Consider the following 18,676-nt stretch of genomic DNA (forward strand, 5'->3'; position numbering starts at 1 on the left):
TATGCCGGTGTGGCGGAATTGGCAGACGCGCACGACTCAAAATCGTGTTCCTTCTGGAGTGTCGGTTCGACCCCGACCACCGGTATCATGACACTGCCTATCAATGCAGTGAAATCAACGTTTCTTACACTTTGTAAGGAACGTTTTTTATTTATCTCCAATACGATTCTTAGAAAAATATCGTGTTCATAAAATCGTGTGCATACCCTGTCATAAACAAGGAGGAATTAATATGGCAAGGCGTACAAACGAGTTATCTATTGAGGAATTATCCGTTATTAACACATCAAAAATGATAAAGGAGATTGATTTCCAAACGGCTCTTTCATTATTTGTTGATGATTGTGAAATAAGAAATCTTAGACCACAAACAATCCAATATTACAGAAATGAATTATCGGTTTTTTACAAGATGCTTATGGAAAAAGAGTTTAACCCTGCTCCTACCAACATAACGAAAGAACAAATAAAAAGTATAATCCTGCACATGAAAGAAAAAGGATTACAAACAGTAAGCATTAACACACGTTTAAGAGCCATCAGAGCATTTTTTAATTTTTTGCATCGTGAACGACACATTAAAGAAAATCCATTAAGTGACATCAAACTACTAAAAGACCGTAGAAAAGTAGTTGAAACCTTTTCACATGAACAACTACAAATGCTCTTTAATCAGCCGAATTTGCGTTCTTTTGTTGGTGTGAGGGATTACACTTTTATGCTATTACTGCTTGAAACAGGCATCCGTGTGAGCGAATTAGAAGGTGTATGTGTTCAAGATATTTTATGGAACGAATCTAAACTTCATATTAGGAATACAAAGACATATAAAGAGCGGATCGTGCCTATTCAAGCAAAAATGAAAAATCAATTACAGAAGTATATTCAAATACGTGGAGTAATGGAAACAGATGCTTTGTTTGTTACGCTTGATGGTGACAAGATGTCTAAAAGGCAATTCCAGAACAGGGTGACATTTTACGGGAAACAAGCAGATATAAAAGGGGTTCGATGCTCCTGCCATACTTTTAGGCATACATTTGCAAAATTGAGCGTAAAGAATGGTGCAGGCATATTTGAATTACAACAAATATTAGGACATACGAGTATGGAAATGGTACGAGTATATGTCAATCTGTTTAGTGATGATGTAATGGATAAACACAGAACGTTTTCACCCTTAGTCAATCTAAAAGTAAGAATGTAGAGTGAAGGAAGGAAAAAAATTAATATTGAAGAATAAGTAAATGATGAACTTCTTTAGGGGGGAAATAAATGTCTAATCAAAATATTGAGATAGTAAACTTAATTAATGAAGATGGTCAAAGTGTACATACCAAAATTATTGGGGAAGGAGAACCTATTGTTTTCTTGCACGGAGGACCTGGAAGTGAGCATCGCTTTTTTCTTCCACATGTGCTTCCACTATCTTGTAACTTTAAGTTAGTTTTTTATGACCAAAGAGGATGTGGAGAATCAAATACAGCCTTAAATAATCAATATTCTATGGAAGATGAAGTTCACACATTGGAATTATTACGCAAAGAATTAAAATTAGAGAAAATAAACCTTTTCGGAGAATCATGGGGTTCTATGTTGGCACTACTATACGCAACTTCTTATCCAGAAAGAGTAAATAAGATACTCCTTACTGCATCAATAGGTGTAACAGCAGAAGGTTTTAAAACCTTTGAGGAAGAATTAGAAAAAAGGTTGTCAAAAGAAGATAAAATAAGCCTTTCTTCTTTAGAGAATAGACTTAAAAACGGTGATTCAAATATTGAGGAGATTCTCGCTATTTTAGATAAATATTATGTGTATTCAGAAGAAGCATTAATGCAAAAAGATAAAATTTCTATAAATACAAGCGTCAATGATTCAATAAGTAAAGATATTTTGGATAATTATGACCTTACCGAGCAATTAGATGTGATTAAAAATATTCCCATTTTAATTGCACAAGGTAGCCATGATATTCTAACTCCTAATCTTATAAAAAAATTGTTGTTAGATTATATTCCTCATGCAGAATTAGTGGAAATTGCAGAGTGTGGACATTGGACTGTTTTGGAAAAACCTAATGAAATGATTAAGATTACTAACCAATTTTTTGCTAAGGGTATTTGACCTGAATATACGATAATCATTGACCACATTGTGGTCTTTTCTTTTTATCAAAGATATGTAGGTTTTTATACTTGTTAAAATAGACCATGACCTAAATGAACAATATTATTGCTCCTTATTTATGTCCAAATAAAGTTGTCAATCTAATTACTGAACAAAATGTATATTAAGTTATAGATTTTAAATGAACATATTGGTAAAATATACATAACAACAAATAAGGGGCGTTCAAAATGAGCAAAGGAAAATTTTTAAGTTATGTCAGGGTATCAACAGTCGAACAAAATGAACAAAGACAGGTAAAAGCAATTGAAGAAAGAGCCAGCATTGACAAATGGTTCATTGAGAAGGTAAGTGGAAAAGACACGAAAAGACCACAATTACAAGCCATGCTCGATTATATGCGTGAAGGTGATACAGTTATCATCAATGACTTTTCACGACTTGCTAGGAGTACAAGGGATTTACTTGAATTGGTTGAGCTAATGCAGAAAAAGAACGTTACGTTAGTTTCTTTAAAAGAAAATATAAACACATCAACGCCACAAGGAAAACTAATGCTTACAATGTTAGGGGCAATAAACGAATTTGAAAGAATGAATATGTTAGAACGACAACGTGAAGGCATTGCAATTGCAAAGGCAAAGGGCAAATATAAGGGAAGAAAGTCAATTGAAATAGACGAGAAATTCAAGGGATTATATGAGAAATTTATGTCACGTGAAATCAATAAGACACAGTTTGCAGATGAATTAGGCGTAAGTAGAACAACATTGTACAAGTTAATGGGGGAATATGAAAAATCTAACATTTATTGACCCCTTCGTTAAAAATATTATGTTGTTATTTATCTGAAATTTATAGGATAATGGTAACAAGGTATTGGTTAATTATTACAAGTTAAAACTACCGTTTTTTAATAGTGGGATTTATTGAGAATATTCTTAAACATCTTAGGCATATACGGTACTTTATTTTAAAAGGGGAGATGCAAGAAATATGAGAAAATTAAAAGAAAGTATGACGAAAAAGAAAGCAGTTTTAATTGGAACAATATTATTGGCACTATTTATTTTTGTGGGATTTTTCCATAGACAATCAGAAATAAAATCGTATAAAGAGTGGATGAATTTACATAGCTTTGAACTTTACAAAAAATGGAGTAGTTTAGAAGAAAATGGTGTGAGTGAATATAGAATAATGGAACTTGATATAAGAATTTACGAGGGTATTTATCAAGAAGTACCAAATGATAAAAAATCAAAACAAGCACATCAGCTTTATGTAGAAGCAATGGAATTATATAAAGATGCTTTAGAAGAAGTGAAGGATGGTCAAACAATTAATACAGACCTTATCAGTGAGGCAGATGAAAAAATTGATAATGCATTAGATATTGTAAATGATTAAATAACAACCTTAAATCAGAATAATTCATATAATCAAAGGGGGATTGTAGAAATGTATTGTTCTAAATGTGGGGGAGAATTAAAGGATGATTTTTCATTTTGTCCTAAATGTGGAGAAAAAAATAGTCATAATTCCAATTCTAAAGTGATTAAAAAAAGTGAAAATGACTTTTCGAAAAGGAAAGTTATTACAGATGAGGGTTATTATAAGATAATAAATAATTTAGATTCCTATTTTGGAAGGTTAAAAAACACAAACAAATTAATTATGTTTTCAGTATATTTTTTTATATGTTTTTTTGTTATATCTAGTGTGATGTATGGAGATGCTTTTGCTGATATATCCATTATACCGTTACTGCTCTTTGCCTTTTTGTATTTTGGATTATTAAATTTCATATTAATTAGTAATCACGGATATGATTCAAAATTAAAGATTCAAATATCAGTAATTCTATTTTTTACTTCACTTGCATCTTTGTACATAAATTATGAGGATTCAGTCGATAAATTATTCAATAGTGGTGACGTATTTACATTTTGCTCGTTTGTAAGTTTAATAATAACTGTAATCAACTTAGTTATTTTTAATATTGTTTCTAGGGAATTAAAAAAAGCAAAGGAAAGTTCTGTTTTAACAAATGATTTGTCACAATAATATTAATATAGTCTAACGATACAACTTTTTCCTGCTTAAAATTCTTCTTTTATCAATAATAAATAAAAATCGCTCTAAAGAGATACTTTTGATCGGGTCAATAATTTTATGACCAATTGAAAAATGTCCTTTATAGAGCGATTTTTCATTATCACATTTTGTTTTAAAAGTCAATAATATCGTAAGAGGAAAATTCGACAAACCCACAAAAAAATGTTATAATATAAGAGTAATTAGTTGACAGATTGATATTTTTAGTATCAATCTGTTTGTTTGGGAGGTGAGGGAATGTCTTAAAGTTAAGGTTATTTATCAAAATACATACATACATAATAAATGGTTGGTCTTGTACTTTGACAAGCAATGCAAAACTGCTGTCGCAGATTTCGCATTGTTGCGACCAAAGTACCAAAGTCGCTGAACATACTTAGATGTTGATTGATTTTTAGGGGATAGTCTTAGGATAGAAACTTGGGTATTAATATATAATTCTTTTATACTATCCGAGTTCCTATCCTAAATGAAATGAGAAAGGGTAATTGAAAACAATGACAAACTATATTGATGAAATGATTGTAACGGTTGCAGAATTTGTAGAAATGTTTGGAACAGAAAAATGTAAGGAATACTTTGTAAAATATAAAAAGTTAGGTGGGCATAAGGATTCAACTATTACTACTGCCAAACAGAAATGGCATATTGTTGAAGTTGTGAAGATTGATAAGAAAAATTGGTATAGACTAGAAGGTAAAAGAGATGAAGTAATTGATAGGAAACAATTACAAAACTATTCTAATTGTGGTCAAGACCAAATGCCATATAAAGAAATTCTTCAAAATTTAATCTTGATTTATTTGAAAAATCCTAATAGAAAACCATCGACAACTTATAGGGTGCTTGCCCATGATTTAGAAGTCATGAGTGATATATTATTTATTGCTTCTGAAAAAATTACATTTGATGAGCAGAAAGCATATTATGGAAATCTTGACGAGAAATATAAAAAATATGGATATGTGATGTTTTGGGATGCAGTTAATAAAGAAACACAAAGAATTAGGAAACATATAGAATCAGTATTGAAAGACATGAAAGAAAAAGGAATCATAAGACACATGGATGTTGTAAATGCTGTCAGTTTGGATCAGCATGGAAGGGAAATCCATAATCCAATAATTGTTGGTGAAGTGGCTAAGATTGATAAAATGTTAAAAAGGTTACGTGAAAAACATGAGGTTATAGCTACAGACATTAGATATAAACCTAAAAACTTATCTGTATTAGCTTATAAAGAAGATGAATACAAGTATTTGCAATCACTTGGATATGAGTATGTTTATGATGCTGTTTACATTAATTTAATTGCAACAGATAAAGAGATTCAGAACTATATGAAAGATGCACTTGTGACTGATTTCAAAAAGGAACATTTAGCATTTGCATATCAAAAAGCCGTGGCAAGAGAAAATTCATTCTTTAATGATGTTGTCAGAGTTAAAGATAATCATAAACTTCATAAGATAGTTGGTGGTAAAAAGAAGTCAGAAGTTTTAAAAGGAACATTTTCAGCGTATGATTCCATTCTTATAGATGAACTATTGAATGATGGTATTAAACAAGAAAAATTCGGTAAAACATATGCTACCAACTATAAGGAATCGCTAAAAACCATTCAGGATGTTTTAGACAAAGAAGAATACAAAAGCAATTTATAGGGTTTTGGAATTTTTGATTAACCTTTTATACAAACATAAAAAACATATATAACGTTACTCAAGCATTTCAAACACAAAGTAATTCAAGGAGCAATCGGGGTGCTTATAACCAAATAAAGCAAGTTAGTTTTATTAAAGTGTTATAGCACTTCCACTCCTGCAATCAAAGTTAAAAACAGTACCGTATGAAACATGAGAAAATACTCTTTATTAACAGTATTTTACCGTGTGTTTTTCTTGCTAGTTTTGATATAATAGGAATATAAATTGACAGGTCGTATGACACGATTTTAAGAAAAAGTTGATAAATAGCATAATACCAATGGTTCAAGGGTTCAGACGTTCAAGCACGACTCAAAATCGTGTTCCTCTGGAGTGTCGGTTCGACCCCGACCACCGGTATCTTTAGGTGAAAACGAGTTCGTTTTACAAACGATAAAACACTTACAAATGTTGATATATCAATGTTTGTGAGTGTTTTTTGTTTTGTGGAAAGACGGCTGACTAAGGTAGGTTTTTAAATCATTTTACATAAATTTTACACAAGAAAAATTAGTAATGCTTAATAGCGTATGGGTTTTACGAAGGTGATAAAATATAATTAGGTAAGGTTTGAATAACTATTAATGGGCAGTTTTATGAGTGAAAAGTAGGAAACAAGGCCATTTCTGCAAAGGATGTGGGGTTTTTCTGTCTAATGAAAAATTTAGCGGTAGAGGTAACCGTGAACATCTTTGTAAAGAGTGTAAAAAAGCAGGTATAGTAAGAAATACTAAGTCAAATTCCAATTATGATCGGGATTTTCATCGTCTATCTAATATAGATAGTATTTTAGTCCAAGCTGAAATCCGACCTGAAATACAATTCGGAGATGTTATTTCAACTAAATGGGTCTTATTTTGAACATGGTTAATTGTTTTTTTTTGTAACTTTATGACTTTTACGAATAGATTTCTTCTGTTAGTATTCATTAATTGTTATAATATAATGATAGAAGGAGTTCAAGGGAGGAATGTACCATTGGCTATGGATGAATCAAAAGCAAAAGTTGGAATTAATCCTGAATTCTTACCTTTTCTAAAAGGGGCACATGTAAATTCAATTGATGAAGATGTTAATATATCACTAGCCTTGTATTTGTTTACTGCGAGAAAAATAACACTTGCACGAGCAGCTGAACTGGGTGGTAAAAGCATATCAGATTTTATTCAAATCTTAATTAATCATAATATTCATTGGGCAGAGTATACAGAGGAAAATAAAAAGCAAGATGATGAAACGATTGATTTTATTCTAAAAGAAGATGGTAAAGGAAAACAAGATAAAAGCGATTTGTAATACTAGTCCTATTATTGGGCTATCTATCATTGGTCGTCTTGATCTTCTGTGGGAACTGTTTGATATCTATATTCCACAAGAAGTTTATAATGAAGTTGTGAAACAAGGTAGTGAACAAGCAATCGGGAAACAAGAATTAAGAGATGCTGTGGCTAAGGGGTTAATAAAAGTCCATGAAGTAAAAGATCAAGGTTTTGTAGTAAAGTCTTATGGACGTTTGCATAGAGGAGAGCTAGAAGTAATCGTTGGAGCAAAGGAACTAGGTGTGAGTATTGTTATTATTGATGAAAATTCTGCAAGGAAATGTCAGCAGCATATAATTTACTGGTGAAATTCAAATAACTGTTATCATGGTCCAGCTAAAGTTAACTGGGCTTATTTTGTTGTAAATATAAATTCAGGAAGTTAAGTTTGTGAACAGTTACGCTTAGAGTAACCAATTATTATAATAAGACTATTACAAAGCGACTTAAAACTTCTATCTACTTATAAAAAAGTAACATAACCTGGCCGCAAAGTAATGTGAGTTACTTATTTCTTGCAAGTATTAAATTAGCCACCAGCACCGCGAATAACTGATGCTGACGTCGATGTTCGTGCATACGAACCTTCATATATCATAAACCACAATGATCTTAACTTCAAATAAGCCTGTAAATTTTCATAGGTATCAATTGTCTTTTCTCATCTCTTCCCACGGTTCCTTAATTACATGGGTACTTTGGTGCCTGTGAACTCTTTAATGATAAACGATGATTCAATGAGTTTGAAAAAAACGAAATAAATCTTCACTAGGGGTGTAATGAGATGCATTTATCAAATTTTGAAAATTACTTTCAGGAGCATATTCTTGGGCGTGGCCTGGATTATTATCACAGTAAATTGATTACTAGTCTTGAAACAGATGATGGACATCATTACGTCGCAAGCGTCGACGGTACGGAAATGTATAATGTACATGTGGTTATAAGTGAGAATGAGGATGTTACTGAAATTACGTGCGACTGTCCTTACGACTACGATCAACTATGCAAACATATGGCAGCAGTCCTTTTTGCTATTCGCGAGCAGAAGGGTGTTCCTATACCAGGGGAAATAAAGCAGGACTTGCCCTCACTGCTACAAAGTCTAGATAAAGAGGAACTTATACGTATCCTTCTTGAAATTGCGGATGAACGCCAGGATATTGAAAAAAGGCTATTATTTATCTATTCAAAAAGTGAAAATGAACTTTTATCGAGTGATCGATTAATTAAAGAATATATACGTCGAGCTAGTAGAAAGGGCTATATCGAATGGAATCATGTTGATTACGCCCTTGAGGGGGCTGATATGGTCTTGGAAAAAGCCCGAACGAAAGCGGATGAAGGAAATTACAAAACAGCTGTTTTATTAGGAATAACCGTCTTAGCGAATGCGGTTGAAATGTTAGAATACGCAGATGATTCAAGTGGTTCAATTGGAATGGTCATATCTTGGAGTATTGAAACGATTGATCGGGCTATTTGTGAGGGAATAGATGAATTCCCATTACATGAAAAAGCAGAGCTTTTTGAGACGCTGATTAAAGAAGCTATGAACGAAAGATATGACGATTGGTGTGAGTGGCGTATTGATTTATTAAGGGTATGTGTGCACTTTTGTGCAGCAGAGGAATTGCGCAGAACATTAGAAGACCGGTTATCAAGAATGATGAAAACCGTATCTACAGATTCTTGGCGTTCGAGTTATGAAATAATTGAATTGAAAAAACTTCAGCTAAAGATAATTGAAAATTTTGATGAGGATGAAAAAGCGGAACGATTTATTGAAGAAAATATTGTTCACCCCTATTTTCGTGAACAGGCAATTACAAAAGCAATGCAAAAAGGAGAATATAACAAAGCCATTCAGCTTGCATTAGATGGGGAAAGAGAGGCAGCAAACCAGTGGAATGGATCTGTTAAAAAGTTTAAAGAATATCGTTATCAAGCGTATAAACTGATGGGTGACATTGATAAACAAAAAAGACTAGCACTAGAGTTTTTACAACACGACGATTTTAACTATTATGCAGAATTAAAAGGACTTTACTCACCGGATGAATGGCAAGTAAAATTAAAAAATATAATTGCCTGGTTCCAAAGCCAAAAGAATCGTTCTTACACATACCTTTCTATTATAAAAGAAGAAAATTTAACGGAGCATATTCTTGAATATTGTAAAGCCAAGGCATGCACGATCACAGAACTTTATCCCTATTTAGAAGAAAGATACCCTTATGAGGTGAACAATCTTTTTATTGAATATATCCGAAAGGAAGCAGAAGCTGCTTCTAATCGGAAGCAATATCAAAGCGTTGCTTCCATAATAAAACAATATAGAAAGGCTTGTAGTCTAGGACAGCCAACTGACATCATTGATGAGCTAAAACTAAAAAATAAAAGGCGTCCGGCATTTATAGATGAACTGGAAAAAGTGAGTTTCGCTTTTGCTAGAAAAAGATAATCTGTTTGAACAATGCTGCAATAGTGAATAAAGATTTGAGGTTATTAGTAATGGGGAAGAAGAAGGAAAATAAGAACAAGAATTTGGGACCGCGGCGCAAACGAATGAATCGAAAAGGCAGTCTGCAGAGTGCCAAGGGACAATATTAATGGGGAGTTTTATGAGTGAGAAGTAAGAAACGAGGCCATTTCTGCAAAGGATGTGGGGACTTTCTGCCTAATGAAAAATTTAGTGGTAGAGGTCACCGTGAACATCTTTGTAAAGAGTGTAAAAAAGCAGGTATAGTAATAAATACTAAGTCAAATTCCGATTATGATCGGGATTTTCATCGTTTATCTAAAGCTGTTAGAAACTGTATGATTATTTATATGGAGCATGAAAGTTACTTTTTATTTGAATATCAACTTTCCCGGTATATTATGGGAGGAGGAGATGAACTTAGCTCAGAAATCTATGTGTATCAGGGAGACAAGGAGCAAAAATTCCTTGTATCAGAAAAACTACAAAAGAATGAAGCTGTAATGGACGTTTTATACAAAAAATACTACGATACAATTGATAGCAACCAAAGTTTTGATTATGAAGAATTGATATACGAGGAGTATGTAGAAATTTCAAAGAAACGCAGACAGTTTCTTGAAGTAATATCATCGATTCATCATTTGAAGGAGTTCTTGATAGTTGGAAGGGGATAGAATTGATGACTCAATCAAGAAAAATTCGTCTAAAGAAATTATATGTTCCTTGTCCTGCTAAGGAAAACGATGAAATATTTCGAAATGGAGTATTTCATTTTAATATATCTAGAATATTGGAAGACATTCATTGTGGGAAACTAGTTGTTGATAAAGAATACGTAGATATTAATGAATGGTTTAAGTGGCATGGACATCATTCATCTTTAAATGAAGACCATTTACCTACAGTTAATATAGATAGTATTATAGTCCAAGCTGAAATCCGTCCTGGAATATTTTCTATCATAGATGGCAATCACAGAATAGAAAAAGCATTTCGGTTGGGTAAACCCTCCATTTATTCATATAAGCTAAAGGGAGAGCAGTTGATTCCATATTTTATAACTGAAAAAGGTTATCAAGCTTTTGTGGAATATTGGAATTCAAAATGTTAGATAAGAAAATTAGAATGAAGGATTTAATCGAAACTATTTTTTAGAAGCGATAAATGTCTATGAGGGTGAAGCTTGAAGATATAGTAGAGGGAATGGAAATGCAATCGGATGATAACCGATCATTTCTTAATCTAGATACTGGTGAAATCGTCCATATCTCACAAGAGGCTCTATTAATTGCTGAAGATAGTGAGGACTATGAACACTTATCTGAATGGCAACAAGATGAAGTGAAAATAGCCTTGGATATAGTAGAGAGTTTTGGAAAGTATGCTGCACTTCTAATATCTTTGGTGTTATACAGAGAGAAAAATCAAGAGATAAAAAAGGTTGCAGTTCGCCACAGTCTACAACCACTAAATAACTTCCTAGATAAATTACATGAAAAATACCAGGCACTCCGTCAAAGGGAGCGCTTTTAAAGCATATTTAATTATATAGTAACATGTTACTTAAGGTGGTTCTTTCATAAAAACTCGATTTTATCAATAACATTATCAAAATCTCTTCTACCGTCTTCTTCAGTGCCTGCCCTTTATTATGGTGCAGCAGCCTTTTTGGATGGAAAAATTATTGGTGTGGATGCACATGGAGCACGTCCTCATCTTGGCCAGAATGCTATAGAAGTGGGTTCATCTTTCATTCAAGCCATAAAAGGCATCCATTTGGATCCGATGATTCCATATACCGCTAAAATGACAAAGTTCCACGCTGGTAGTGATTCTGGAAACATTATTCCCGGAAATGCGAACTTTAACATCGACCTGCGGGCACAAACAAACGAAGTCATGAAAGAACTTATAGAAAAGATCAATGAAATCTCGGAATCAGTTGCAAAAGCTGCACGGTGTTACGATAACACTAGAGACAAGAGCGACCGTAGCAGCTGCACAAGTTAATGCGTTAACAACCTTATCGAATTTCATACTGCCTGGTGACACAGCTGCTTCTTCCCGTTATTGGGAGAAAGACATTATTGACCCGGAAGTTGTCGTTGAAAATGGAAAAATCACCGTTCCAGAAAAGTGTGGAATTGGTTATGAACCTAATAGAGAAATTATTCAACAATTTACGGTTAGTGAAAAGTCTTATTTCTAAAAACATAATTTGTTCCATTCTATCAAGTTTAGTTATTATTCATAGTATCTATAAAGGTAAAGAACTTATACGAAAAATACTACTGAAAGGAGCGCCAGTAAGCCAGGTAGGGTGCTTCTTTTTTAAGTCGGTATCAGTTGCCGAAGATGATTCATCGGTTATTTCCCCATCTGCCAATCAGCAAGTATTTCTCTCACCCTGTTATTTGCTGAAGGAATGATCCTGCCTTTTCTTTTAGGGAATAAGTCTGAATGGATTGCTTTTCCTCATTGATTATTAAACATCCTTTCTTTTTCAAAACTCAAGAACAACCAGGTAAATATGATAAACACTTACAAGAAAAAAAGTTCGACAAAATACTTGATTTTTTTCAGGAATCTTTGTATTATATAAAAGTACCAAATAGGAATCACATATTTGCGGGTGTAGTTTAATGGTAAAACCTCAGCCTTCCAAGCTGATGTCGTGAGTTCGATTCTCATCACCCGCTCCATACATATAAGCAACGCAGTATGCCGTTTATAAAAACGATGTACTGCGTTTTTTAATTCCCTCATATTTACGAGGGAATTTGTTGCTATTTTTGATTTAAAATACTTTCCTCTAACACATCATGTTTATCTCCATACACTTTTGTAATATGAGATTCTCCCCATGCGCACAACGAATCTAAAATAGATTGCAGGCTTTTTCCATACTCACTAAGTTCATATTCCACTTTAGGGGGAACCTGATTATAACTAATACGGTTGATCACTCCGTCGTCCTCTAACTCTCGTAATTGCTGTGTTAACATTTTTTGAGTTATATTTGGCATTAATTTCTTCAATTCATTCGTTCGCTTTTTTCCATGTGTAAGGTGGCATAAAATGACACACTTCCATTTCCCCCCAATTACTTCTAATGTTGCTTCCACAGCAATGTTGTACCTCTTTTTCTCCATTTTCATACTCCTTTCTAAAGGTACTAAAAAGTACCTACCTTACTAATAGGTGCCTATATCACTTTAAAGTGCGTTCTTCCCAATTAGAACTCTATGAATCATAATAGCATTTGTTGATGAAATACACCAAGGAATCATTCAACGGAAATAAATAGGAGGAAATGAAATGAATATAGATAGGAAGAGAAGTACATTTGCTTTATTAGCTTTAGCAATTAGTGCTTTTGCAATTGGGACAACCGAATTTATTAGTGTTGGGTTGCTTCCTCTCATTGCAAAGGATTTACAAATATCTGTAACAATGGCTGGCCTAACAGTCTCCTTATATGCACTAGGAGTCACGGTAGGTGCGCCAGTTTTAACTTCGATTACATCGAGTATGTCGAAAAAGAAGCTGCTGCTTTGGATTATGCTCATTTTTATCATCGGCAATAGTCTAGCAGCTTCTGCAACATCAATAGGTGTTTTACTTGCAGCAAGAGTAATATCAGCATTTTCCCATGGTGTATTTATGTCAATTGGTTCTACCATTGCAGCGAGCCTAGTTCCAGAAAACCGTCGTGCTAGTGCGATTTCTATTATGTTTACAGGGCTTACGGTTGCAACGATCACCGGAGTTCCTATAGGTACCTTTATTGGTCAACAGGTCGGATGGCGATCAGCATTTGTTGCTATTGTCATTGTCGGAATAATAGCTCTGATTGCCAATAGCATTCTCGTTCCGAGCGAACTACCTAGAGGGCAAAAAACAACATTCCATGATCAACTTAAACTAGTTAGAAATGGTCGTTTGTTATTAATGTTTATTATTACGGCATTAGGATATGGGGGAACATTTGTAGTATTTACGTATTTAACTCCCTTGCTTCAAAGCATTACAGGTATTAAAGAGGAATTAGTCGCTGTCGTTTTACTCGTATATGGGATTGCCATTGCGATTGGAAATGTGATAGGTGGTCGACTAGCAAATCATAAGCCGCTCAAGTCTTTATTTTATATGTTTCTCATTCAGGCAGTGATTCTCCTCATATTAAGCTTTACTGCTCCGTTCAAAGTGATTGGAATACTCACGATTATTTTCATGGGGCTCTTTGCCTTTATGAACGTTCCAGGCCTTCAAGTATATGTAGTTATGCTTGCAGAACGCTTCGTTCCTGGGGCAGTAGATGTGGCATCAGCGATAAATATTGCTGCTTTTAATGCAGGGATAGCCGTTGGTTCTTATGTTGGCGGAATCCTAACCGAAGAGATGGGATTGATTCATACCGCATGGATTGGTTCGGTAATGGTCTTTGGAGCTGTAATTTTAACAGGCGTAAGCCTAATTCTAGAAAAAAAAGATCTAATCGAGGACTAATAATTGATGTTTAATAAACATTTACAAGAAACGACTACTTTAAAAACAACTCCCCTGCTAATTACAGGGGAGTTCCTGTTCTGTTTACTCACCTATCACCCGACATTCCCCGACCCCACCATGAATTTGTATAAACATGTTCATAATGGATTGTGTCAAAAGTTGTCCTTCATCCATTGTTATGGACGGACGTAAATAAATCAGGTGGAGTGCATTTCTAGTTGATTCTGTCACTGCTGATCTCACAGAATCAACGTACGGACTGCCGAACCCGCCTTTTTTATCGGCGGAAATGATTAGCTGGTAAAGAGAATTACTACGGCCATTAAGCCCCTCGTATACTTCATCCTCCGCTCCCAATCTAATCATAATGTCCTCACTAAGCTGACTAGTGTCATAGATACCTAAAGGAATCTCATACTTCAATGAGAGGAAGTTATTTAAATCTGTGGCACTGTTAATACTTTGTATGTAATTTTGTTTTTTGACACGTCTGTATAAAGCTTCAGCTGAATGACGATAGCGATTAGGGTCCTTTCCAGTTTTCTTAAAAATAGACCTCCACTCACTAATTCCCTTAAGGTCAGATAGTTGCTTCTCCTCTAAGTCGAAGAATAATGATTCTTGAAAAAGTTGCAATCTACCTTTTAGCATTTGGGGGGAGGATCCAACATCAATATCTTTATATGTGATGACGCCTATTTTAAAACCCGGGACAAGTGACAGAATCTCAGGAGAAATCGTTATTTCCAAACTTTCCACCTCCAAAAAGTGTTTAAAATAGTTTATCATAGAATGCAGTGAATTCGTATTTGTAAGTATGGAACGAGGTGAAGACGCATGAATTATCATCAATTAAAAATAGATATCATTGAATATAGCAAAACGATCGGGATTGATAAAATTGGATTTACATCAGCATCATCGTTCTCTGAGTTACGAAACCGACTTGTAAGGCAACAAGAGTTAGAGTATCAGTCGGGTTTTGAGGAGCCCGATATTAATAAAAGAGTCGAGCCCTCTTTACTTTTACCAGAGGCTGCTTCTATTATCTCCATAGCACTAGCCTATCCATCAAAAATGAAGATAAGAGTGGAAAGCAGAAAGGGAGAGAGAAGAGGTATCTTTTGTCGAGCTTCTTGGGGAACGGATTATCATACAGTCCTTCGTGATCGGTTAAAAAAACTTGAGGATTATATCCATTCTAGAGTTCCAGGTGCTCTTGTAAAATCAATGGTGGATACAGGAGAGCTTGCTGATAGAGCCGTAGCTGAACGTGCAGGGATTGGCTGGAGTGGGAAGAACTGTGCTATTATTACTCCTGAGTTTGGCTCCTACGTCTACCTAGGGGAAATGATTACAAATCTCCCGTTTGAACCAGATCAGCCGATTGAAAATGGGTGTGGAGACTGCAATAAATGTGTAGATGCTTGTCCAACAGGAGCACTTGTTCAAGGCGGACAACTAAATTCACACAAATGTATTGCCTTTTTAACACAAACAAAAGGATTTCTTCCAGACGAATTTCGAGGAAAGATTGGAAATCGATTGTACGGTTGTGACACATGTCAGACAGTCTGTCCTAAAAATAAAGGAAAGGATTTTCATTTTCATGAAGAAATGGAACCTGATCCAGAGATTGCAAAACCCCTTTTACGTCCTTTACTTTTCATGAGTAATCGGGAGTTTAAAGAAAAGTTCGGACATGTATCGGGCTCTTGGCGTGGGAAAAAGCCCATTCAGAGAAATGCCATTATCGCACTTGCTCATTACAAGGATGAGACAGCTGTTGAGGATTTAATCCAAGTCATGAAAAAAGATCCAAGGCCAGTGTTAAGAGGAACGGCTGCTTGGGCTCTAGGGAAAATTGGTGGGTTAGTGGCAGCGGATGCCTTAAATAATGCAAAGCAAAAAGAAGAGGACCAAGAGGTTCTTGACGAAATCAATAAAGGATTATCATTCATTCAGTGAGAGTACTTCGTTACTCTCATTTTTTTTTCAACTTCTTCATATGTTTACTTGAAGGGAGTGAAAAAGGTGAGAAAACAGCTTCAAGTGTTACTCGAGAAAAGGGTCAAGCAATGTGTAACAAATACACGAGATATTAACGAGGAATGCGAGAAAATAAAGATGAAGAAACAAGGGTTAGAGGAAAGAAAAGGTGAAATTGTTAAAGCCAAAGCTAGCGGCAAGATACAGAACATAGAACAGGTAGCAGATATCGCTTACGTTTATTACCAGGTTCACTTTCAGTACTTGATTAACCATAAGGGAACATTATATATAGAGGAAGAAATAGAGGAAAGAAAAGCTGAATTTTATAAAGGAACATTGGTTGATGATGAGGAGATTGCTCCAGACTTTACAGTAGAAAAAGCAGAAGCAAGTATTAATGATGTATTTGATGAACGAGTAAAATTTGCTTACGACCGTTTAAGTGCTGTGAAATATGCGGAAACATGGTGGAATAGCTATAATCCGCGATTTAGTAAGTTTACGAACGACTGTACGAACTATATATCCCAATGTCTTCGTGCTGGAGGGGCACCGATGACAGGGTATCCTAACCGTTCCAAGGGCTGGTGGATGCAAAACAATAGTTGGACATACAGCTGGACAGTTGCTCATTCCTTCCGGTGGTATTTACCGAATGCAAGGGTAGGATTGCGGGCAGTTGAAGTGAATCGACCAGAAGAATTGAAGTTAGGTGATATTATATGCTATGACTTTGAGGGAGATGGACGATTTAATCATACGACCATTGTAACAGCAAAGGATGCAGACGGAATGCCGCTTGTGAACGCACATACAACGAATAGTAGAAAAAGATATTGGGCGTATACAGATTCTACCGCATATACACCAAATATCAAATATATCTTTTTGCAAGTTGTTGACGATGTATGAGCTTTGGCTCTGAGTAAAGAGTAGTGGTATAATATCCACTGACAGTTAACTACAGAGGTGACACCATGCCAAACCATATCGTACTATTTCAACCACAAATTCCTGCTAATACAGGGAACATCGCTCGTACATGTGCTGCAACAGATACAACACTACATTTGATTCGACCGCTTGGTTTTTCAACAGATGATAAACAATTAAAGCGTGCGGGGTTAGATTATTGGGATGCGGTAACCATTCATTACTATGATTCATTGGATGAATTTTATGAAAAGAATGAAGGTGGGGAATTTTTCTACTTAACGAAGTTTGGTAAGAAAAACTATACTTCATTTGATTACAGCGATTCAGGAAAAGAATACTATTTCATCTTTGGGCGTGAAACAACAGGATTGCCACAAGAGGTGAGAGAGAAAAACCTTGACCGTGCGTTAAGAATTCCTATGAATGATGAGCATGTACGCTCATTAAATTTATCAAACACGGCAGCTATTTTAGTGTATGAGGCATTAAGACAGCAAAACTATTTACACCTAACATAAAAGGGACCGTTCTATTATAGAACGGCCTTTTTAAAAGGAGGAAAAACAAGTGAATACAATCATTGAAACGATATTAAATCATCGGTCAATCAGGAACTTTGAGGACAAGCCATTAACTCGTGAACAGATTGAGATCATTGTGGAAAGTGCTCAAGCAGCATCTACTTCTAGTTACATACAAGCATATAGCATCATTGGTGTAACCGATCGTGAAAAAAAGAAAAAGTTAGCAGAGCTTGCAGGAAATCAAACCTATGTGGAGGAAAATGGTCACTTTTTTGTTTTTTGTGCGGACTTATACCGTCATGAATACATTGGAAAAATGGAAGGAAGAGATGTGATTCCTTCCATTGAAAGCACGGAAAAATTTATGGTTGCTCTAATTGATGCTTCATTAGCTGCTCAAAATGCAAGTTTAGCAGCAGAATCTTTAGGGCTTGGAATCTGTTATATTGGTGGCATAAGAAATAATCTAAACGAAGTGGGAAAATTACTGAATATACCTGAGCGGGTGATTCCTCTATTTGGTTTAGCAGTCGGTTATCCTAAAAAAATTACAGATAAGAAGCCACGATTGCCACTTTCACATGTGTATCATGAAGAGCAATACCATACGGATCATTATGAAGAGGAACTTACAAGCTATAACAATGTAATATCTAACTATTATATGGAAAGAACGGCTGGAAAACGTACGGACACGTGGACTGAACAAATGGCCAAAATGCTTGAGAAGAAATCAAGAATGTATATGAAGGATTATGTACAGGGACAAAAATTCAATAAACAATAAGAAAAAAAGCTGCCAACAAAATCGGCAGCTTTTTTCTTACTTATTTACACCTGGCTTATCATCGTATCCTGCAGTAAAAATTGCAGCTAGAAATGCAACCATAACACCTAAAATAAGTAGCAATCCCATGTATGTAGCCTCCTCTGCAAAAGATTACGTTTACATATAGG

The 18,676-nt window shown here is 34.8% G+C and carries 19 protein-coding genes, 2 tRNA genes and 1 pseudogene; 20 read left to right on the top strand and 2 right to left on the bottom strand.

Going from position 1 to position 18,676, the window contains the following annotated elements:
• Positions 1-3 precede the first annotated feature (3 nt).
• The 15 genes and pseudogenes from MKX65_RS05310 (at position 4) to MKX65_RS05385 (ending at position 12,457) form a co-directional block, all read left to right on the top strand.
• A tRNA-Leu gene (locus MKX65_RS05310) sits at positions 4-85 on the top strand.
• A gap of 147 nt (positions 86-232) precedes the next feature.
• The gene (locus MKX65_RS05315) at positions 233-1,207 is read left to right on the top strand and encodes a tyrosine-type recombinase/integrase (RefSeq protein WP_098799372.1); all 975 of its coding nucleotides are present in this window, start codon (positions 233-235) and stop codon (positions 1,205-1,207) included.
• A gap of 68 nt (positions 1,208-1,275) precedes the next feature.
• Positions 1,276-2,127, top strand: coding sequence for an alpha/beta fold hydrolase (locus tag MKX65_RS05320; RefSeq protein ID WP_098799371.1), 852 nt, complete (start codon positions 1,276-1,278; stop codon positions 2,125-2,127).
• Between the two features lie 233 nt (positions 2,128-2,360).
• Positions 2,361-2,945 carry a recombinase family protein gene (locus MKX65_RS05325; protein WP_340902702.1) on the top strand — a complete coding sequence of 195 codons (585 nt, stop codon included), beginning with the start codon at positions 2,361-2,363 and terminating at the stop codon, positions 2,943-2,945.
• A 181-nt stretch (positions 2,946-3,126) separates the two neighbouring features.
• Complete coding sequence (locus MKX65_RS05330; protein WP_340902703.1) at positions 3,127-3,537, top strand: hypothetical protein; 411 nt, start codon at positions 3,127-3,129, stop codon at positions 3,535-3,537.
• Positions 3,538-3,588: 51 nt separating this feature from the next.
• On the top strand, positions 3,589-4,194 hold the full coding sequence (locus MKX65_RS05335; RefSeq protein WP_340902704.1) for a zinc ribbon domain-containing protein: 606 nt from the start codon (positions 3,589-3,591) through the stop codon (positions 4,192-4,194).
• A gap of 539 nt (positions 4,195-4,733) precedes the next feature.
• A complete protein-coding gene (locus MKX65_RS05340) occupies positions 4,734-5,909 on the top strand; it encodes a hypothetical protein (protein ID WP_340902705.1) in 1,176 nt (391 codons plus the stop codon).
• Between the two features lie 1,026 nt (positions 5,910-6,935).
• Positions 6,936-7,247, top strand: a complete 312-nt coding sequence (locus MKX65_RS05345; protein WP_340906163.1) for a UPF0175 family protein — start codon at positions 6,936-6,938, stop codon at positions 7,245-7,247.
• Complete coding sequence (locus MKX65_RS05350; RefSeq protein WP_340902706.1) at positions 7,213-7,578, top strand: hypothetical protein; 366 nt, start codon at positions 7,213-7,215, stop codon at positions 7,576-7,578. The genes MKX65_RS05345 and MKX65_RS05350 overlap by 35 nt, the downstream gene beginning before the upstream one ends.
• A gap of 476 nt (positions 7,579-8,054) precedes the next feature.
• Positions 8,055-9,734, top strand: a complete 1,680-nt coding sequence (locus MKX65_RS05355) for an SWIM zinc finger family protein (RefSeq protein WP_340902707.1) — start codon at positions 8,055-8,057, stop codon at positions 9,732-9,734.
• 164 nt (positions 9,735-9,898) lie between these two features.
• Positions 9,899-10,429, top strand: a complete 531-nt coding sequence (locus MKX65_RS05360) for a hypothetical protein (RefSeq protein WP_340902708.1) — start codon at positions 9,899-9,901, stop codon at positions 10,427-10,429.
• A 5-nt stretch (positions 10,430-10,434) separates the two neighbouring features.
• Positions 10,435-10,866, top strand: a complete 432-nt coding sequence (locus MKX65_RS05365) for a hypothetical protein (protein ID WP_251629276.1) — start codon at positions 10,435-10,437, stop codon at positions 10,864-10,866.
• Positions 10,867-10,919: 53 nt separating this feature from the next.
• Complete coding sequence (locus tag MKX65_RS05370) at positions 10,920-11,288, top strand: hypothetical protein (protein ID WP_340902711.1); 369 nt, start codon at positions 10,920-10,922, stop codon at positions 11,286-11,288.
• A 108-nt stretch (positions 11,289-11,396) separates the two neighbouring features.
• Positions 11,397-11,964, top strand: a pseudogene (locus tag MKX65_RS27055) (peptidase dimerization domain-containing protein); the annotation flags it as partial.
• A gap of 419 nt (positions 11,965-12,383) precedes the next feature.
• Positions 12,384-12,457 (top strand) — tRNA-Gly (locus MKX65_RS05385).
• Between the two features lie 84 nt (positions 12,458-12,541).
• On the opposite strand, the gene MKX65_RS05390 is transcribed toward MKX65_RS05385, so the two are convergent.
• Positions 12,542-12,907 (bottom strand): winged helix-turn-helix transcriptional regulator, encoded by a 366-nt coding sequence (locus MKX65_RS05390; protein ID WP_160548959.1) that lies wholly within the window; start codon positions 12,905-12,907, stop codon positions 12,542-12,544.
• 166 nt (positions 12,908-13,073) lie between these two features.
• Between MKX65_RS05390 and MKX65_RS05395 the strand changes: the two genes are divergently transcribed.
• Positions 13,074-14,264, top strand: coding sequence for an MFS transporter (locus tag MKX65_RS05395; protein WP_160548958.1), 1,191 nt, complete (start codon positions 13,074-13,076; stop codon positions 14,262-14,264).
• An 84-nt stretch (positions 14,265-14,348) separates the two neighbouring features.
• On the opposite strand, the gene MKX65_RS05400 is transcribed toward MKX65_RS05395, so the two are convergent.
• Positions 14,349-15,017, bottom strand: a complete 669-nt coding sequence (locus MKX65_RS05400; protein ID WP_340902712.1) for a B3/B4 domain-containing protein — start codon at positions 15,015-15,017, stop codon at positions 14,349-14,351.
• 87 nt (positions 15,018-15,104) lie between these two features.
• On the opposite strand from MKX65_RS05400, the gene queG reads away from it, so the two are divergent.
• From queG to nfsA, 4 genes are all read left to right on the top strand, one after another.
• Positions 15,105-16,235, top strand: a complete 1,131-nt coding sequence (gene queG / locus MKX65_RS05405; RefSeq protein ID WP_340902713.1) for a tRNA epoxyqueuosine(34) reductase QueG — start codon at positions 15,105-15,107, stop codon at positions 16,233-16,235.
• 66 nt (positions 16,236-16,301) lie between these two features.
• Positions 16,302-17,171: an amidase domain-containing protein gene (locus tag MKX65_RS05410; RefSeq protein WP_340902714.1), complete on the top strand. Its 870-nt coding sequence runs from the start codon at positions 16,302-16,304 to the stop codon at positions 17,169-17,171.
• 65 nt (positions 17,172-17,236) lie between these two features.
• On the top strand, positions 17,237-17,713 hold the full coding sequence (trmL, locus tag MKX65_RS05415; RefSeq protein ID WP_160548954.1) for a tRNA (uridine(34)/cytosine(34)/5-carboxymethylaminomethyluridine(34)-2'-O)-methyltransferase TrmL: 477 nt from the start codon (positions 17,237-17,239) through the stop codon (positions 17,711-17,713).
• Positions 17,714-17,762: 49 nt separating this feature from the next.
• Entirely contained in the window at positions 17,763-18,506 is a 744-nt protein-coding gene (gene nfsA, locus MKX65_RS05420) for an oxygen-insensitive NADPH nitroreductase (protein ID WP_340902716.1), read from the top strand.
• Positions 18,507-18,676 lie beyond the last annotated feature (170 nt).

The sequence above is a fragment of the Robertmurraya sp. FSL R5-0851 genome, assembly GCF_038002965.1.
In the GTDB taxonomy this organism is placed as follows: domain Bacteria; phylum Bacillota; class Bacilli; order Bacillales; family Cytobacillaceae; genus Robertmurraya_A; species Robertmurraya_A beringensis.